Origin of the sequence: Pseudoxanthomonas sp. PXM03 (assembly GCF_014852005.1) — a bacterium.
In the GTDB taxonomy this organism is placed as follows: Bacteria; Pseudomonadota; Gammaproteobacteria; order Xanthomonadales; family Xanthomonadaceae; genus Pseudoxanthomonas_A.
The window spans coordinates 319,472-337,635 of sequence record NZ_JACVAU010000003.1 but is presented as its reverse complement, the minus strand read 5'-3'; the positions used below and the strand labels follow the sequence as shown (position 1 = coordinate 337,635).

The following is an 18,164-nucleotide window of genomic DNA, read 5'->3' as shown; positions in this document are numbered from 1 at the left end:
GGCCGCCTGTCAGCAGGCAGTCAGTCTCAGGGATTGAGACGCGGCGCGGTTCTGATGGCGCACACGCCGCCGAGAGACCGCCATGCCCACCCAGACGTCCCTGATCCGCCAGCACGCCACCGATGCAGCGCTGCTGCCCGTGGCCGCAGCCGATGGCCGTGCCCTGGCAGAGCGGCTTGCGGGCAAGTACCGTGATCGCGTGACCGGGCAGTTCGTCATTCCGGGGCGTGAAGGGCGTTACGAGCCGCTGCCGCCGGATCTGCCCGTGGAACTGGCCGAAGCACTGCGCGCGCGTGGCATCGGGCGTCTGTATTCGCACCAGGCCGAGGCATGGCGGCATGTGCAGGCGGGTGGACATCTGGCCGTCGTGACGCCGACCGCATCGGGCAAGTCGTTGTGCTACACGCTGCCGGTGGTGGCCTCGGCGCTGGCGCGCAGGGGCAAGGCGCTGTACCTGTTCCCGACCAAGGCGCTGGCGCAGGACCAGGTGGCGGAACTGCTGGAACTCAGTCGCGCCGGTGACCTCGGTCTGAAAGCGTTCACCTTCGACGGCGACACGCCGGGCGATGCGCGCCAGGCGATCCGCCTGCATGGCGACATCGTGGTCAGCAATCCCGACATGCTGCACCAGGCCATCCTGCCGCACCACACCAAGTGGGCGCAGTTCTTCGAGAACCTGCGCTACGTGGTGATCGACGAAGTGCACACGTACCGCGGTGTGTTCGGCAGCCACGTGGCCAACGTGCTGCGGCGCTTGAAGCGGGTATGCGCTTTCTACGGCGCCACGCCGCAGTTCATCGTCTGTTCGGCCACCATCGGCAATCCGCAGGCGCACGCGGAGGCGTTGCTGGAGCTGCCGGTGCATGCGATCACCGAATCCGGCGCGCCGACCGGCGAGAAGCACGTGCTGTTGTGGAATCCGCCTGTGGTGAATCCCGATCTCGGCCTGCGGGCATCCGCGCGCTCGCAGAGCAACCGCATCGCGCGGCTGGCGATCAAGGCGGGCCTGAAGACGCTGGTGTTCGCGCAATCGCGCACGATGGTGGAGGTGCTGACGAAGTACCTGAAGGACGTGTTCGACCACGATCCGCGCAAGCCGGCGCGCATCCGGGCGTATCGCGGCGGCTACCTGCCTACCGAGCGCCGCGACGCCGAACGCGCGATGCGTGATGGCCGCGTGGACGGCATCATCTCCACGTCCGCGCTGGAACTGGGCGTGGACATCGGCAGCCTGGATGCGGTGGTGCTGAACGGGTATCCGGGTTCCATCGCGGCGACCTGGCAACGCTTCGGGCGGGCAGGGCGGCGACAACAGGCCTCGCTGGGCATCCTGGTGGCCAGTTCGCAGCCGCTGGACCAGTACGTGGTACGGCATCCGGAGTTCTTCGCCGACAGCCCGCCGGAACACGCGCGCATCGCCCCGGACCAGCCGATGATCCTGCTGGACCACGTGCGCTGCGCCGCGTTCGAACTGCCGTTCCTCGCCGGCGAGCCGTTCGGGCCGGTCGATCCGTCGCCGTTCCTGCAGCTGCTGGACGAGGACAGCGTGGTGCATCGCGAAGGCGACCGCTACGAGTGGATCGCCGACAGCTACCCGGCCAATGCGGTCAGCCTGCGCTCGGTGGCGGACGGCAACTTCGTCGTCGTCGACCGCACCGATGGGCGCCAGGTGATCATCGCCGAAGTGGATTTCAGCGCCGCGCCGCTGACGCTGTACGAGGGTGCCATCCACATGATCCAGTCCACGCCGTACCAGGTGGAGCGACTGGACTGGGAAGGGCGCAAGGCCTACGTCACCCGTACGCACGTGGACTACTACACCGATGCGATCGACTACACCAAGCTGAAGGTGCTGGAGCGTTTCGATGGCAGCATCGCGGGGCAGGGCACCTGCCACCACGGCGAAGTGCACGTGGTGCGGCGCGTGGCCGGCTACAAGAAGATTCGCTACTACACGCACGAGAACATCGGCTACGGCCCGGTGAACCTGCCGGACCAGGAGATGCACACCACCAGCCTGTGGTGGCAGTTGCCGCCGGCACTGCTGGAGTCGGCGTTCGAATCGCGGCAGGAAGCGCTGGATGGCTTCCTCGGTGCCGCCTACGCCTTGCACATCGCCGCCACCGTCGCCGTGATGGCCGAAGGCCGCGACCTGCAGAAGGCGGTAGGCGATGGCGACGGTGCGTGGTTCGCCTTGCCCGACACGCAGGGCCGCGGACAGTTGCGGGGAACGGAAAGCCAGGTGCTGTCGCCGGTGTCGGGCGAACGTTTCGTGCCCACCGTGTATCTGTATGACAACTATCCCGGCGGCATCGGACTGAGCGAACCGCTGTGGCAGCGACAGCGCGAGCTGGTCCAGCGTGCCTCGCAGCTGGTGGCGGCTTGCGACTGCAGGGCCGGCTGTCCCGCCTGCGTGGGGCCGGTACTGGCGAACGACGAGCACGCCGAAACCACGCCGCGCGCGCTGGCGGCACGCGTGCTGCGGATGCTGGATGCCGCATGAGCGTCAGCCTGGAGAAACTGCAGCGGCTGCGACGGCAGGCCGGGCATGACAGTCCCGGGGCGCAGTCCAGCAAGGCGCCGCCGGTGCACGATCCCTTGCCTGGGCTGCGCCGCATGCTGGGCATTCGCGAACGCACACGTCCGTCCATCGGCGTAGGTGCATGCGATCGCGCCTTGCCGGGCGAGGAGATCGCGCCCGGGTTGCTGCGACTCGAACAGATCCTGCCCTTCGACAGCGTGATGCCTCATGTCGACGGTACGTTCGCGCGGACCGGCCCCCTGTCGACGCATGGCATGCTGTTCTTCGACACTGAAACCACCGGCCTGTCCGGTGGTACAGGCACGCGAGCCTTCATGATCGGCGCGTCGGATTTCGTGCCCGGGGGATTGCGTATTCGCCAGATGCTGATCACCCATCTGTCCGCCGAGCCGGCGATGCTGCGCGCGTTCGCCGGCTGGCTGGGCGAAGAGACACGACTGGTCAGCTACAACGGCCGCTGCTATGACTCACCGCTGCTGGCCACGCGCTACCGGCTGGCGCGACTGGGCGCGCCGCTGGCAGGCATCGAGCATCTCGACCTGCTGTTCCCCACGCGTCGCCGTTATCGCGGGGTGTGGGAGAACTGCCGGCTGGCCACCATCGAGCGCAATGCGCTGGGCATCGTGCGGGAGGACGACCTGCCGGGCTCGGAAGCACCGGGCGCCTGGCTGCAGTACCTGCGCGGTGGCGACGCGGGCCTGCTCAGGCGCGTGCTGCTGCATAACTTCCAGGACGTGGTGACGCTGGCACACCTGCTGCTGCATCTGGCGCAGCCGGATGCCGGGACACCGGCCGTGGGGCCAGCGTTCGCCTGCGATCCTCCGTGATCGCCCCCCCGCCGAACGGATGCTGGCAGGGTCGGGGTGTCGGCGATGACGCCATGCCTGTCCGCTTTGCCGCAGGAGTCGCCCCATGCGCCATCCCTTTTGTCCCCGGCTTGCTGGTCTGCGCAGAATCGGCTTTCTGCGGGATCGCTTTTCCAGGGACGAATGGCCTTCCATGCTGCGCGGCCAGTATGCGTGGTTGCTGTCGGGACACGGGCGATGTACGCCGCGCTGGCGTACACAAGGAAGGACAGTGGCAACGTCACCGGCGGCGCGCTGGAAGCGCAGGTGGAAGTGGAGTACTTCCCCTGGGAGTACTTCGGCTTCTTGTAGCGCTGCAACGACAACGACGTGGACTCGATTCCGAGCGCACGCGCTTCGTTGGAACCTCAACCTCGACAATCGCGGGCCGCAGCGCTGGGCACGTTCCGCTTCCGAGTCGCAGCGCTGTCGGGAATCCACCGACAGCGGAATGTGAAGGACTGCGCATTCTCCGCATCGCGATTCAAGAACTCCCGGCCGCGGCCGACATCCTTGCTAGATTTCATCTGGTCCGCGCCTCCGCAAGCAGGGGGTGCGCGTTGAAGCTTGCAAGAACGATCCAAGGGGAAGTGCTTTGCGCATTCTGTATGTTGGCGACACCGCCTGCCTGCCTGACGACCTGGCCGATTACATCGGCGACATGGGGGACGAATGGACCGTGGAGGTCGTCGCCGACGCCAAGTCGGCGATGTATACCGTCGCCAATGGCCCGGTGGACGTGGTGATGGCGGGCCCGGCGCTCGCCGACCTGCCACCGGCCACGCTGCTCGGCCAGATCCGCACGCTGCGTCCGGAGACCATCCGCATCGCGCTGCTGGAAGGCGCTGCGGAGAGCCTGGCGGCGCCGATCAAGCTGATCGGCGTGGCACACCGCTTCCTGCCGCTGCCGCTGTCGTCGGAAACGGTGCTTGAGGCGATCCACAGCCTGGAAGAATTGCGCGACCTGCTGGACAGCCCGCGCCTGCGCCGCGCCATCGGCCGCGTCGAACACCTGCCATCGCCGCCGCACCTGTATTTCGCGCTGACGCGTGCGCTGGAAGAGGACGAAGGGACCGCCAATGACATCGCCACGCTGGTGGCCGGCGATCCCGCCATCGCGGCCAAGGTGCTGCAGTTGTGCAACTCGGCCTATTTTTCCAACGGCCGTTCCATCACCGACCTGCGCGCTGCGGTCACCCGGCTGGGCCTGGGCACACTGCGTGACCTGGTGCTGGCCAGCGAGGTGTTCTCGATGAAGACCGCCTCCAACGTCGATCGCAGTGTCCTGCAGCAACGCGCTTTGCTGGCTTCGCGGCTGGCGGCGAAGATCCTGCCGCGCACCAGTTCCGAGCTCGGCGCCACGGCGGCCTTGCTCGCCGATATCGGCCTGTTGTTGCCGGGCGTGCGCGACGAGCGCGATACGCCGGCCGCCGAGGACGATGACCGCCCCGGCCACACCGAGGCCGGCGCCTACCTGCTGGGCCTGTGGGGCCTGCCGATGCCGATCGTGGAAGCGGTGGCCTTCCATCGTCAGCCGCAGCGCTCCAGCCTGCGCAGCTTCTGGGTGCCGGGCGCCGTGCATGTGGCCGGTGCCCTGGCCAGCAACGAGCCGGTGGATGAGGGTTACCTGAAGTCGCTGGGCGTGCTCGACCAGCTGCCCAGTTGGCGGCAGATGGCCGAGACCATGGTCGAGCGCGCCGAGGAACAGGCCGCCTGACGTTTCATCCGATGCCACGTGCGCTCCTGCGCACGACATGACCGCCTGCGACTCCATGCGTCCGTCACGTGGAACGCGGCCGTTTGGGAGGTCTTGGCCGTCATTTCAGCGCAAGCTGGAATCCATTACCCCTGATGTCCGTCCTTCCCGCATGTCAGGGAAGGCAACGGCAAGATGGGTCCCAGCTTTCGCTGGGACGACGGCGAGTGTGCGTCGCTGTCAGGGGCTGTAGGCGGGAGAGGGCTCCTGCACTTTGCCTGGAGACCTGGCGATGATCCGCGGACGCAGCCACGCGGCGAATTCGTCCTCGCCGAGGCTGCCTTCGGACAAGCCGAGGTACTGCGGATACAGCTCGTGGTCTTCGGCCGACAGGGTGGCGCCATTGAGCACGATGAAGACTTCGCAGGCCACGGCCGCCATGCGTTTGTTGCCGTCCAGGAAGGGAGGGTTGCGCGCCAGGCCGAAGGCAGTGGCGGCCGCCAGATCGGCCAGGTCCGGCACAGGCTGTCCGTAGGTGTGCAACTGCCTGGGGCGTGCGAGCGCCGATTCCAGCAATCCCTCGTCGCGTATGCCGGTGGCGCCGCCATGCTCGGCCAACTGGCGGTCATGGATGGCCAGGGCCAAGGCCCGGCTGATCCAGACGATCATGAGCGCTGCGTCACTGGGCCAGCTTGTTGAGCAGGGTGCGGCGGCGACGCATCACCTGCTCGGCCACGTCCATCTGCTCGGCCAAGGTGGGGTCGTAGACGGTCAGGCGGATGCCGTCGGGCGTCTCGAGCGCGTGGAGTTCATCGCCTTTGTCCAAGCGGAGGCGCGACAGGAGCTCCTTGGGCAGGATGACACCGGCAGAGTTGCCGACCGTGGTGATCTTGAGCTTCATGGCTGCCTCTTTGACGTTATAACTGAAGTTATATTGAGGCGTATGAGGCTTGGAGGCAAGCCGCATCTCTTTTCTCGCCATGCGAGACCTTTGGGTGTACAAATGTACACCTATGAATGCCGTCGACCTGCCTCCCCAACGTGCCGCCGTGTTGGCTTTCCTGCGTCGTGAGTTGGCGGCCGGGCGCGCGCCCAGCCTGGCGGACATCGCCGACGCCTTCGGCTTCGCCTCGCGCAATGCCGCGCAGAAGCACGTGCAGGCCCTGGTGGCCGATGGTCTGCTGGAGCAGGCCCCGGGACAGAAACGCGGCCTGCGCCTGCCGGGTGGGACGGCCGATCTGTTGCCGCTACCGGTGCTGGGTCGGGTGGCCGCTGGCCAACCGATCGGAGCCGATATCGGCCTGGATGAGCAGTTGTGGCTGGACCGTCGGCTGTTCTCGCCGCAGCCGGACTACCTGCTGAAGGTGCAGGGCGACTCGATGATCGACGACGGCATCGTCGATGGTGATCTTGTCGGCGTGCACCGCACTCCCGACGCGCGCGACGGGCAGACCGTGGTGGCGCGCATCGACGGCGAACTGACCATCAAGCGCCTGCAGCGCGAACGCCGCCGCATCCGCCTGCTGCCGCGCAATCCCGCGCATGCGCCCATCGACGTGCAGCCCGGGCAGGACTTTGCCATCGAAGGCGTGTACTGCGGCCTGGTAAGGCGCGGCTGACATGGGTGCGGTTGTCGCCCTCGACACGCTGCTGGCCGCGCGCACGCTGTGGCACGCGGGCCGCAGCGCAGCCATCGCCGCCGATGGCGAGCCCACCGGCCATGCTGCGCTCGACGCCTTGCTGCCGCAGGGTGGCTGGCCACGCCGTGCGCTGACCGAACTGCTCCTGCCCGCCGATGGCGTGGGCGAACTGGCGCTGCTGCTGCCCACGCTGGCGCGGCTCACGCAGGCGGGGAATCCGGTGGCGGTGATCGCACCGCCCTACATTCCGTATGCCCCCGCGTGGCAGGCGGCCGGCGTGGACCTGGCGCTGCTGGAAATCGTGGAAGCAGCGCCGCGCGATGCGCTGTGGGCGTTCGAACAATGCCTGCGCAGCGGCGCCTGCGCTGCCGTGCTGGGGTGGCCGGTGCAGGCGGATGGGCCTGCGTTGCGCCGCCTGCAGGTGGCCGCGGACAGCGGCGAGTGCCTGGGCTTCGCGCTGCGCGACCGCCGCCATGCCGCCAATCCGTCGGCGGCCGCGTTGCGCGTGGAGGCCACCCGCGACGCGCAGGGCGGCACGCACTGGCAGGTGCGCAAATGCCGCGGCGGCCCGGCGCCCGCGCAGCCCTTCGCGCTGCTCGCGCATTGAGGCCTGCGCATGCTCTGGGCCTGTGTACTGCTGCCGCAGCTGGCGCTGGACGCCGTCCTCCGGCGTTTGCCTGATCCCGACGCGCCGCTGGCGCTGATCGGTGGCGCCGCGCAACTGCGCACCCTGCATGCCGTGAATGCGTCGGCCGCGCAGGCGGGCCTGCGAGCCGGCATGCGCCTGACCGCCGCGCACGCGCTGCTGCCGGACTTCGCGATGGTCGAACACGACCCGCCGGCCGAAGCGCGCTGGCAGCGTTTCCTCGCCGCCTGGGCGTATCGCCACAGTTCGCTGGTCAGTGCGCAGTGGCCGGGGTGCCTGGTGCTGGAGGTGCGCGCCAGCTTTCGCTTGCTGGGACCGTGGCCGCGCATCGAGGCGCGGCTGCGCGAGGAACTGGGGCTGCTGGGTTTCCAGCATCGCCTCGCGCTGGCGCCCACGCCGCGCGCGGCGCATGTGCTCGCCGGCCTGCGTGATGGCCTGGCGGTGATGCAGCCAGCGGCGATGGCCGAGATGCTGGACCGCGTGCCGGTGCGGCGCGCGCGCCTGCCGGACGACGCCGGCGAGCGCCTGCACCGCATGGGCATCCGCGACCTGCGCACGCTGCGTGGGTTGCCGCGCGACAGCCTGCGACGCCGCTTCGGCCTGCCGGTGCTGGAACACCTGGACCGCCTGTACGGCCAGGCCGACGATCCGCTGGCCTACTACGCGCCGCCGGATCACTTCGATGCGCGCATCGAACTGGGTTACGAAGTCGAGAGCCACATGGCGTTGCTGTTCCCGCTGCGCCGGCTGATCGGGGACCTGTGCACCTATCTGTCCATCCGCGATGGTGGCGTGCAGCGCTTCGTGCTGCGGCTGGAACATGAGGAAGGCCATACCGATGTCGACGTAGGCCTGCTGGCCGCCGAACGCGAACCGGCGATGCTGTTCGAGCTGACCCGCAATCGGCTGGAGCGCGTGCAGATCGCGCAGCCGGTGGTCGGCGTGCGCCTGCTGGCACGCGAGCTGCCACCGTTCGTGCCGGCGGCGCGCGATCTGTTCGATACACGACCGCAGCAGCAGTTGCCGTGGCCGCAGCTGCGTGAACGCCTGCGCGCGCGCCTGGGCGATGAGGCGGTGCACCGCGTGGCGCCTGCGGGCGATCCGCGCCCGGAACGCGCGTGGCGACGCATGCAGGGCGATGGCGGCCGCATCGAACAGGCGCCGATACGTCCGCCACGGCCGACGTGGCTGCTGCCGCAGCCGGTGCCGCTGCGCGACCCACATCCGCGCATCGTCTCCGGCCCGGAGCGGCTGGAAAGCGGCTGGTGGGATGGCGAGGACGCGCGCCGCGATTACTACGTGCTCGAGACCTCGCAGGGCCAGCGCGCCTGGGCCTTCGCGCCGCCCGGCGAGCAGGGCGGCTGGATGCTGCATGGGTGGTTCGCGTGAGCCGCGACGAGGAGCGCGGCGACTACCCGGGTGCCCACGTGCCGCGCGCCTGGGAGACCGCGCATCGGCTGCGGGTGCACGCGGCCGCCAATGACGACGCGCTGGCCGACGACAGTCTGCCGGCCTACGCCGAACTGCACTGCCTGTCGGATTTCTCGTTCCTGCGTGGCGCTTCCAGCGCGGAAGACCTGTTCGTCCGCGCGAAGCACTGCGGCTACGAGGCCCTGGCGATCACCGACGAATGCTCGCTGGCCGGCATCGTGCGTGGGCTGGAGGCGTCGCGCGCCACCGGGCTGAAGTTGATCGTCGGCAGCGAATTCACCCTGGCGTGTGGGCTGAAGTGCGCGTTGCTGGTGGAAACCCTGCACGGATACACGCGCCTGTGCGAACTGATCACCACCGCACGCCGTGCCGCACCCAAGGGCACGTACCGGCTCACGCGTCAGGATGTGGAACGGGTATTGGGGAACGAAGAACCGGAGGCCGGCGGTCTGTTCGCGCTGTGGCTGCCATGCCGCACACCGGACGATGCGCAAGGGCGCTGGCTGCAGCAGGTGCTGGGTGCGCGTGTGCACCTGGCGGTGGAACTGCACCGTGAGCAGGACGACGCGGCGCGCCTCCAGCAGTTGCTGGATCTGGCCGTACGGATGTCGATGACGACCATCGCCAGCGGCGATGTGCACATGGATGTGCGTCGACAGCGGGTGCTGCAGGACACGATGACGGCGATCCGCCATACCTTGCCGCTGGCGGAGTGCGGAGAACATCTGTTCCGCAACGGCGAGCGCCACCTGCGCACGCGGCGGGCGCTGGGCAACATCTATCCCGCGGCGTTGCTGGAAAACGCCGTGGCCCTGGCGCAGCGCTGCACGTTCTCGATGGAGGAGGTGAAGTACCGCTATCCGGCCGAACTGGTGCCGGCCGGTCATACGCCGGCCAGCTGGCTGCGCGCGCTGACCGAGCAGGGCATGCGGGAGCGTTGGAAGGATGGCGTCCCGCCGGCCATCGTTGTGCAGATCGACGAGGAACTCGCCCTCATCGCCAAGCTCAAGTACGAAGCATTCTTCCTGACGGTCGAAGACATCGTCCGCTTCGCCAAGTCGCGGGACATCCTGTGCCAGGGGCGCGGCTCCTCGGCCAACTCGGCCGTCTGCTTCGCGCTGGGTATCACCGTGGTTGATCCCGCAGAAAGCCGGCTGCTGATGGCGCGCTTCCTGTCCGAGGAGCGCGGCGAGCCGCCGGACATCGACGTCGACTTCGAGCACGCGCGACGCGAGGAAGTGCTGCAGTACGTCTACGGCAAATACGGCCGCCGCCGTGCGGCGTTGGCCGCCACCGTCATCCGCTATCGCGGCAAGAGCGCCGTGCGCGACGTGGCCAAGGCCTTCGGCCTGCCGCCGGACCAGATCGCATTGCTGGCCGAGTGCTTCGGCTGGGGCAATGGCGAGACGCCGATGGAACAGCGCCTGCGCGAAGCCGGCTTCGATCCGGAGAACCCGCTGATCCATCGCGTGCTGGCGGTGACCACCCAGCTGCGCGGACATCCACGCCATTTGTCGCAGCATGTCGGCGGCTTCGTCATCAACGACGGGCCGCTGTCCGAAGTCGTGCCGGTCGAAAACGCCGCGATGGACGACCGCACCATCATCCAGTGGGACAAGGACGACCTGGAGACGATGAAGCTGCTGAAGGTCGACTGCCTGGCACTGGGCATGCTTACCTGCATCAAAAAGGCCGTGGACCTGGTGGCGAAGCACCACGGCTACACGATCGACCTGGCCGGACTGCCGCCGGGAGACAAGCGGACCTACGCGATGATCCAGGCCGCCGACACCATCGGCGTGTTCCAGATCGAATCGCGCGCGCAGATGAGCATGCTGCCGCGGCTGAAACCGAAGAATTTCTATGACCTGGTGATCGAAGTGGCCATCGTCCGTCCCGGCCCCATCCAGGGCGGCATGGTGCATCCATACCTGCGGCGCCGGCAGAAGAAAGAAGCGGTGACGTATCCGTCCGAGGGCATCGAGGCCATCCTCGGCAACACGTTGGGCATCCCGCTGTTCCAGGAGCAGGTGATGGAACTGGTGATCCATGCCGGCTATACGCCTTCGGAAGCCGATGGCCTGCGCCGTTCGATGGCGGCGTGGGGCAGAGGCGGCGACATGACGCCGCACCGCGACAAGATCCGTCGGTTGATGGAGGACAAGGACTACTCCTCCGAATTCATCGACCAGATCTTCGAGCAGATCAAGGGTTTCGGTTCCTACGGTTTCCCGCAGAGCCATGCCGCTTCGTTCGCCAAGCTGGTCTACATCAGCTGCTGGCTGAAGCGGCATGAGCCGGCGGCGTTCGTGTGTGCGTTGCTCAACGCGCAGCCGATGGGTTTCTACTCGGCGAGCCAGATCGTGCAGGACGCGCGGCGGGGTCATTCGGCGGGGCGGCCGCGTATTGAAGTCCGTGCCGTGGATGTGGCCTGCAGTGACTGGGACAACACGTTGGAAGGCGGCCGGATGCGAAGCGATGCCGTTCGAGGAGGGCAAGCCGCGGTGCGTCTCGGTTTTCGCCAGGTCAGCGGGTTATCGGAAACGGTGGGCAAGGCGATCATGTCCGCTCGCGCACAGCGACCTTTTACCGACGTACGCGACCTGTGCCTGCGCGCCAGTCTCGACGAGAAGGCACGCAGTGCGCTGGCAGAAGCGGGCGCACTGCAGTCGCTTGCAGGCCATCGCCATGCTGCACGTTGGGCGGCGGCCGGCATCGAGCGCCAGCGCCCGCTGTTGCCGGGAAGTCCTGACGAGGACGACATCGTGCTCCCCGCGCCGAGCCAGGTCGAAGACGTGCTGTCGGATTACCGCGTCACCGGACTGACGCTGGGCGTGCATCCGCTGGCGTTGCTGCGAGAGCGCCTGCGCCAGCAGCGCGTGGTCGATTCGCGCCAGCTGCAGGACCTGCCGCACGGGCGTGGTGTGCATGTGGCCGGCATCGTCACCCAGCGCCAGCGGCCCGGTACGGCCAGCGGCGTCATCTTCGTCACCCTGGAAGACGAGCATGGCGTGGTCAATGTCGTGGTCTGGGCACGCATCGCCGAACGCCGGCGCAAGGCCCTGCTGGGTGCGCGCCTGCTGGGTGTGCGTGGTCGCTGGGAGCATGTCGATGGCGTGCGCCATCTGATCGCCCACGACCTGCACGACTTCAGCCATCTGCTGGGCGAACTGCAGACCTCTTCGCGCGATTTCCACTGAGGCCGCCATGCACGCTCTGTCCACGTTGACCGACGATCTGTTCGCACCCGGCGTAGTGCCGCTGGTGGACGACGCGGAGGGCGGCATCCGCTACTGGCCCGGGGTGATCGATCCCGTCACGGCAGGACACTGGTTCGACATCCTCCTCGCCCAGGCCGCGTGGACGCACCTCCAGCGCCCGATGTACGACCGCATCGTCGACGTGCCGCGGCTGCTGGCGAACTATCCCGTGGACGCGCTGCCGGACGACCTGCCGCTGGCGGCGCTGCTGGCCTGCGTACAGGCGAAGGCGCTGGCACCGTACTCGCGCATCGGCATGAACCTCTACCGCAACGGCGACGACAGCGTCGCCATGCACGGCGACAAGCTGCACACGGTGGCGGCCGGCCATCCGATCACGCTGGTCTCGCTGGGCGCACCGCGGCGCATGCTGATCCGTGCCCGTGCGGGCAGGCGCGAGACGCTGGCGGTCGACCTCGCGCCTGGCAGCGTGCTGTCGATGAGCCATGCCTCGCAGAGCACGCACGAACACGGCATACCGAAGACGCGGCGGCAGCAGGGGCCGCGGATCAGCGTGGTGTTCCGGGTGCGGCCGATAAGTTCCCCTCTCCCTGCGCAGCGGGGAGAGGGTGCCGAAGGCGGGTGAGGGGCGAACGGAGAGGCGAGAGTGCTGCGCCCGATGAATTACAGCGCTCGGCCCCTCATCCGCCCTCCGGGCACCTTCTCCCCGCAGGCGGGGAGAAGGGGAGATACAAAAAAACGCCGCGAGGGAGCGCGGCGTGAAGGCAAGGACTGCATGAAAGTTTGGGCGCCGCCGTCAGCCCATCAGCTTGAACAACGACAGCGATTGCATCTGCATGAAGACCGTCTGTGCGGCCTGCAGGGCGGTGTTTTCCATCTGGTAACGGCCGATGGCTTCGGCCCAGTCCAGGTCGCGCAGGGTGGACAGCGTGCCCTGCAAGGTAACGTTGTTCGCCTCGCGCAGCGCAGCGGCGTCGTCGATGGCCGACAGCTGTGCACCGCCGCTGGCGCGCGCGTCGATCATCCTGCTCTGCGCGGTAGCGATATCGCGCATGGCTGCCTGCAGGCTGTTCTGCATGACGGCACGCTGGGTGTCGGTGGTGGGGCTGGTCTCCAGCGTGTCGATCAGGCCCTGCACGGTGGCGAAGATGTCGCGCGAGCCGGCCGGCCCCAGCGTGAAGCTGTCGCCATTGGCGGGCTGGCCGTCGATCTTCATCTGCACGCCGGCAAAGGCGATGCTCTCGCCCTTGGCATACGCACCCGTGGCGACCACCGCGCCGCCGCCATCGACTACCTGGTAGGTATTGCCCGCGCCGAAGCTGAGCGTGTAGGTGTCACCGTCCCAGGCCGTGGAATCAGTCACGCTGAAGCCCATCAGCAAGCCCGTGCCGGTATTGCCGGCAGCCGGCTGACCGTCGATGCGGCCATCGCCGGTGCGCAGGCGCAGGAACACCTCGCTGCCGGGCAGGGTGTCGGCGACAAACATGTCCGGCGCCACTTCCACCTGCCGCTGGGTCTGGTCGCCGCTGTAGATCACGTTGCCGCCGGCGATGGCGAACGGCGCGCTGCCGTCGCTGGTGCCGCCGAACAGGTAGCGGCCGGCGCCGTCGGTACTGTTGGCCAGGTCCAGCAGGCCGGCATAGATCGATTTCAGCTCAGTGCTGATCGCCTGGCGACTGTCGTCGCCCATGGCCGCATTGTTGGCCTGGATGACGAGCTCGTTGACGCGCGCCATCGCATCGCCAACCTGGGTCAGCGCGTTCTCCTGCAGGCCCAGGCGGTTCTGCACGGCGCTGGCGTTCATGCCGAAGCGTTCGAGTTCGGCCACCGCACGGTCCAGTCCCACGGCGGTGCCGGCGGCGACCGGATCGTCCTTGGCGGTGACCAGGCGCTGTCCGCTGGAGAGCTGTTGCTGGGTATGCGCCAGCTTCGCCTGCTTGGCCAGCATCGTGTTGATCGACTGCTGGTACATCATCCCGGTGGAGATACGGTAGTTCATCGGCGTGTGGCTCCCAGCAGCGCCTGGAACAGGGTGTCGGCGGTGGCGATGATCTGCGACGCGGCCTGGTACGCCTGCTGCAGGCGCATCAGGTCGGCGGCTTCTTCGTCCAGGTTGACGCCGGAAACCGCATCGCGTGCGGCCTGCGCCTGGTCATGGATGACCTGCTGCGCCTGCGCGGAATAGTCCGCCTGGCGCGCCGCCGAACCGACCTGCGTGGTCAGGCCGCCGATCGCGCCGTTGAGCGTCAGTGTGCCGCCGTTGAGCGCGCGCGCGTCGTCCAGGTTCGACAGCAGCTTGGCGTTGCCGTTGTCGCTGGAGTTGGCGCCGGTGGGTCCGACACTGAAGGTGTCACCCGCCGCAGGCGCGCCATCCAGCACCAGGCTCCAGCCGTTCGATGCGATCGTCTGCCCCGGCGTGTAGGGGAACGGGCCGGTGCCATTGATGGTGTATTGCGTGGCGTCGATGAACTCGATGTCCACCGGCGCCAGCAGGCCAGCGTTGGCCGCGTCGGTCACCTTCAGTCCGCTCAGCTTGCCGCTGCCGGTGTTGGCCATGTCGGTCGTGGCCTTGACCGGCGTGGCGGCCGCGATGCGGCCGGGATCGGTGATCGCGACCCCCAGGTTGCCGGCGGCGCCGGCCGTGGGCTGCAGCAGGAAACGGTCGTTGGTGGCCGGCGCGCCGGAGGCCAGCACCACTTCGATGCCGTTCACCACCAGCGGATCGGCGGCGGTGCCTGTACCGGTGGTGGCGATGGCCGCGCCGGTTTCCGGATGCGTCGCCACCCACGCGCCGCCGTCGAAGCGCAACAACACATTCTGCGCATTCAGCGCCGATACGCTGCCGATCGATGTCTGCAGCACCGCGTTGCCGGCATTGCCCGCATGCGACGAAATGCGCGGCGCGGGCAGGCTGAAGAAATCGCCGCCGATCTGCCCGTACTGGTCCATGCCGGCGCGATGTCCTTCATTGAAGGTCTGCGCCAGCGAGGTGGCCACGCGCCCCAGTTCGGCCACGGCCGGATCAAGCACGGTGGTACGGAATTCGATCAGGCCGCCGATCTGGCCGCCAAGCGCGCGCTTGTCCAGGGTGATGCGTTGGCCGTTGGTTTCCAGCGCCACCTGCAGGCGCTCGGGACGATACGCATCGGGCACGGTGACCAGCGTGCTGGCGCTCGCACCGACCACCAGCGGTTGACCACCGGCGCTGAAGACGTTGACCAGTCCGCCGTCCTGCGTCACCGCGTTGCCACCGGTGAAGGCGACCAGTTCGCTGATGAGCTGGTCGCGGCGGTCCAGCAGGTCGCCGGAGGGATTCGTATTGCCGCCGATCTGGCCGTTGAGCTGGGCGATCTCCTTCGCCAGGCGGTTCACTTCGCCCGTGGCGGCGGTCAGGCCCGCATTGACTTCGGTATCCAGGCCGTCGAGATGCTGGTCGATCTGGCGGAAGCGGGTGACCAGCGCATTCGCCTGCGCCAGCACGCTTTCGCGGTCGGCGGAGCCGGCGGCGTTGGAGGACAGCGCGCTGACCGAATCGAAGAAGCTGGACCACGGCGCACTGATGCCGGTCGCCTTCTCGGAGAACAGCTGGTCGAGCCGGGTGGAGAGGACCGACAACTGCTGCAGGCGCGAGAGTTCGCCGCCACTGTCGAGCAGGCGCGAGGTGGCCAGCGAGTCGGCCATGCGGCGCACGTCGACGATCTGCACGCCGTTGCCCTGGTAGCCCTGGCCGAAGAAGGTGCCGTCGCGCGCTTCGAATTCGGCACGCTGGCGCGAGTAGCCCGGCGTGTTGATGTTGGCGACGTTGTGGCTGACCGTGGACAGGGCGCGCTGGAAAGCGAGGAGGGCGCTGCTGCCGGTGGCGAGAAGGTTGGACATGCGTGCTCCCTGGATCAGCGCTGCAGTGCGTTGCCGATGGCGTTGCCGACGAAGCCGCCGACCTTGCCGCCGACGGTGTCGCCGATCGCCGACAACACCTTGCCCAGCGTGGGCCCGTTGGCGATCGACGCGATCTTGTTGGCGTAGGTGGGGTCGGTGGCGTACCCGGCGCGCTGCAGGCCGCGGGCGAAACCGGCGATGTCCTTGCCGGCGGCGAGGGCCTGCTGGTAGCGCGGATTGCTCTTCAACAGCCGCACGTAGTCGGCGAAGCTCTCGGCGGGCGAAGCGTACGCGCGGAAATCCGCCGTCTCGCTGCGCTTCACGCCGTTGCTGTACTCGTGCGTGGCGGTACGGGCGCGCTCGCCCTTCCAGCCGGTGGCCTTGATGCCGAACAGGTTGTGCGCGCTGTCGCCGTCGCCGGTCCTGATCTGGCGCTTGCCCCAGCCGGTTTCCAGCGCGGCCTGCGCGACCAGGGCGCGCGGATCCACGCCCAGTTCCTTCGCGGCCTGCTTGGCGTGGTCCCAGATCTCGGCGACGAAGCGTTCCGGTGTGTTGCGCGCGTATTTCGACGGGTCGGCCGACGCCACGCTCTCGACTTCGTCGCAGGCCGCATCGGGACGCACGGTGATGGTGTCCAGCGTGATCGTGGCCGGTATGCCGGCATCGCCGCGCGCAGAGGTGCTGCCGATCCCGCGGCCGGCGATGGCGTCGAGCATGGAATCGGCCTCGTTGCCCGGCAGCAGCCGCTTGTAGGCCGACAACGCGGTGCTGGCGGGCACGGCAGGCGCAGTCGCATCGGTGGCGCCCAGCTGGCGCGCGATCATCGGTGCCAGGCCGAGGCCGCGTCCTTCGCTCATCGCCTTGGCGATCTGCTGGTCGTACATGTCGCGGAACACCTGGTTTTCACCCGGGAACAGCGAATCCCCGAAGCCTGCCTCGCGCATGCACTTGATCATCATCTGTGCGAACTGGCCTTCCAGCTTCCGCGCGACATCGTGGATGCGGGCGTTGTCGGGCTTGCCACTGGCGTCGGCCAGCGGCAAGGGAGAATTCAGTGCGCCGATGGGCGTGCTGGCCATGTCAGATCACCTCGAGCTCTGCCCGCAGGGCGCCGGCCTGCTTCAGGGCTTCCAGGATCGCGATGAGGTCGCCGGGCGCGGCGCCGACTTCGTTCACGGCGCGGACGATTTCGTCCAGCGAGGTGCCGCCCTCGAACTTGAACATCCGGTTGCCTTCCTGGCTGACGGAGACGGTCGACTGCGGTGTCACCACCGTGTTGCCGCCGCGCGAGAATTCATTCGGCTGGCTGACGTTGGCCGATTCGGTGATGGTCACCGTCAGCGAGCCATGCGTCACCGCCGCCGGCATCACCTGCACCTGCGCGCCGATCACCACGGTGCCGGTGCGCGCGTTGACGATCACCTTGGCCGGCGCACTGCCGGGCGTAAGTTCCAGGTTCTCGACCTGGGCGAGGAAGTTGATGCGGCGGGACACGTCGGCGGGCGCGCGCACGGCGACCGTGACGGCATCCAGCGCATAGGCATTGCCCGCGCCGAAGTTCTGTTCCAGTGCGGCGACCATGCGCGAGACCGTGGTGAAGTCGGCGCGATGCAGGTTCAGCGTGATCGTGCCGTCGCCGGTGTCCAGAGCGTTGGGCACCGCGCGCTCCACCGTGGCGCCGTTGGGAATGCGGCCCACGCTGGGGACATTGATCGACACGCGCGAGCCATCGCGTCCCTGCGCGCCAAAGCCGCCGACCACCAGGTTGCCTTGGGCGATCGCGTAGACCTCGCCATCGGCTCCGCGCAAGGGCGCCATCAACAGGCTGCCGCCGCGCAGCGAGGTGGCGTTGCCGATGGAGGACACGGTGATGTCGATCGGCTGGCCCGGCTTGGCGAAGGCAGGCAGGTCGGCGTGGATCGCCACCGCCGCCACGTTCTTCAGCTGCGGATTGACGTTGGCCGGCACGTTGACGCCCAGTTCGCCCAGCATGTTCTTCAGGCTCTGCACCGTGAAGGGCGCCTGGCTGGTGCGGTCGCCACTGCCATCCAGACCCACGACCAGGCCGTAGCCAACCAGCGGATTGCTGCGCACGCCGCCGACCTGGGCGAGATCCTTGATGCGTTCGGCGCGCGCGGCGGGTGCCAGGCAGAGCAGCACCAGCCCGATCCATGCCAGCAGGCCCAGCAGCGTATAGGTATCGATGCGGCGCGGCTTCTTCGCGGGCGCGGGGTTCGAGCGTTCGGCGTTGGGCGTATCCATGGCGC

General features: G+C 68.2%; 14 protein-coding genes. 8 read left to right on the top strand and 6 right to left on the bottom strand.

Annotated features, from left to right (window positions below; translation table 11 throughout):
• Positions 1–82 precede the first annotated feature (82 nt).
• The 3 genes from IB223_RS15795 (at position 83) to IB223_RS15785 (ending at position 5,104) form a co-directional block, all read left to right on the top strand.
• Positions 83–2,503, top strand: a complete 2,421-nt coding sequence (locus IB223_RS15795) for a DEAD/DEAH box helicase (protein WP_192202708.1) — start codon at positions 83–85, stop codon at positions 2,501–2,503.
• The gene (locus IB223_RS15790) at positions 2,500–3,369 is read left to right on the top strand and encodes a ribonuclease H-like domain-containing protein (protein ID WP_192202707.1); all 870 of its coding nucleotides are present in this window, start codon (positions 2,500–2,502) and stop codon (positions 3,367–3,369) included. The genes IB223_RS15795 and IB223_RS15790 overlap by 4 nt, the downstream gene beginning before the upstream one ends.
• Positions 3,370–3,982: 613 nt before the next feature.
• Positions 3,983–5,104, top strand: a complete 1,122-nt coding sequence (locus IB223_RS15785) for an HDOD domain-containing protein (protein WP_225591127.1) — start codon at positions 3,983–3,985, stop codon at positions 5,102–5,104.
• 219 nt (positions 5,105–5,323) lie between these two features.
• Here IB223_RS15785 and IB223_RS15780 read toward each other — a convergent pair whose 3' ends face one another.
• Entirely contained in the window at positions 5,324–5,752 is a 429-nt protein-coding gene (locus tag IB223_RS15780; RefSeq protein ID WP_192202706.1) for a Fic family protein, read from the bottom strand.
• Positions 5,753–5,762: 10 nt separating this feature from the next.
• A complete protein-coding gene (locus IB223_RS15775; protein ID WP_192202705.1) occupies positions 5,763–5,984 on the bottom strand; it encodes an AbrB/MazE/SpoVT family DNA-binding domain-containing protein in 222 nt (73 codons plus the stop codon).
• 112 nt (positions 5,985–6,096) lie between these two features.
• Between IB223_RS15775 and lexA the strand changes: the two genes are divergently transcribed.
• Genes lexA through IB223_RS15750 form a run of 5 tightly spaced genes read left to right on the top strand, consistent with a single transcriptional unit; the run spans position 6,097 to position 12,646 of the window.
• The gene (gene lexA / locus IB223_RS15770) at positions 6,097–6,702 is read left to right on the top strand and encodes a transcriptional repressor LexA (RefSeq protein WP_192202704.1); all 606 of its coding nucleotides are present in this window, start codon (positions 6,097–6,099) and stop codon (positions 6,700–6,702) included.
• A gap of 1 nt (position 6,703) precedes the next feature.
• Positions 6,704–7,330, top strand: coding sequence for a translesion DNA synthesis-associated protein ImuA (gene imuA / locus IB223_RS15765; protein ID WP_192202703.1), 627 nt, complete (start codon positions 6,704–6,706; stop codon positions 7,328–7,330).
• A 9-nt stretch (positions 7,331–7,339) separates the two neighbouring features.
• On the top strand, positions 7,340–8,758 hold the full coding sequence (locus IB223_RS15760; protein ID WP_192202702.1) for a DNA polymerase Y family protein: 1,419 nt from the start codon (positions 7,340–7,342) through the stop codon (positions 8,756–8,758).
• Positions 8,755–12,000, top strand: a complete 3,246-nt coding sequence (locus tag IB223_RS15755; RefSeq protein ID WP_343227211.1) for an error-prone DNA polymerase — start codon at positions 8,755–8,757, stop codon at positions 11,998–12,000. Before IB223_RS15760 ends, IB223_RS15755 begins: the two co-directional genes overlap by 4 nt.
• 7 nt (positions 12,001–12,007) lie before the next feature.
• Positions 12,008–12,646 (top strand): alpha-ketoglutarate-dependent dioxygenase AlkB, encoded by a 639-nt coding sequence (locus IB223_RS15750; protein WP_192202701.1) that lies wholly within the window; start codon positions 12,008–12,010, stop codon positions 12,644–12,646.
• 171 nt (positions 12,647–12,817) lie between these two features.
• Here IB223_RS15750 and flgL read toward each other — a convergent pair whose 3' ends face one another.
• Genes flgL through IB223_RS15730 form a run of 4 tightly spaced genes read right to left on the bottom strand, consistent with a single transcriptional unit; the run spans position 12,818 to position 18,159 of the window.
• The gene (gene flgL / locus IB223_RS15745) at positions 12,818–14,020 is read right to left on the bottom strand and encodes a flagellar hook-associated protein FlgL (RefSeq protein ID WP_192202700.1); all 1,203 of its coding nucleotides are present in this window, start codon (positions 14,018–14,020) and stop codon (positions 12,818–12,820) included.
• On the bottom strand, positions 14,017–15,897 hold the full coding sequence (gene flgK / locus IB223_RS15740; RefSeq protein ID WP_192202699.1) for a flagellar hook-associated protein FlgK: 1,881 nt from the start codon (positions 15,895–15,897) through the stop codon (positions 14,017–14,019). Before flgK ends, flgL begins: the two co-directional genes overlap by 4 nt.
• 14 nt (positions 15,898–15,911) lie before the next feature.
• The gene (gene flgJ, locus IB223_RS15735) at positions 15,912–16,976 is read right to left on the bottom strand and encodes a flagellar assembly peptidoglycan hydrolase FlgJ (RefSeq protein ID WP_192202698.1); all 1,065 of its coding nucleotides are present in this window, start codon (positions 16,974–16,976) and stop codon (positions 15,912–15,914) included.
• A gap of 1 nt (position 16,977) precedes the next feature.
• Entirely contained in the window at positions 16,978–18,159 is a 1,182-nt protein-coding gene (locus IB223_RS15730) for a flagellar basal body P-ring protein FlgI (protein WP_305079810.1), read from the bottom strand.
• Positions 18,160–18,164 lie beyond the last annotated feature (5 nt).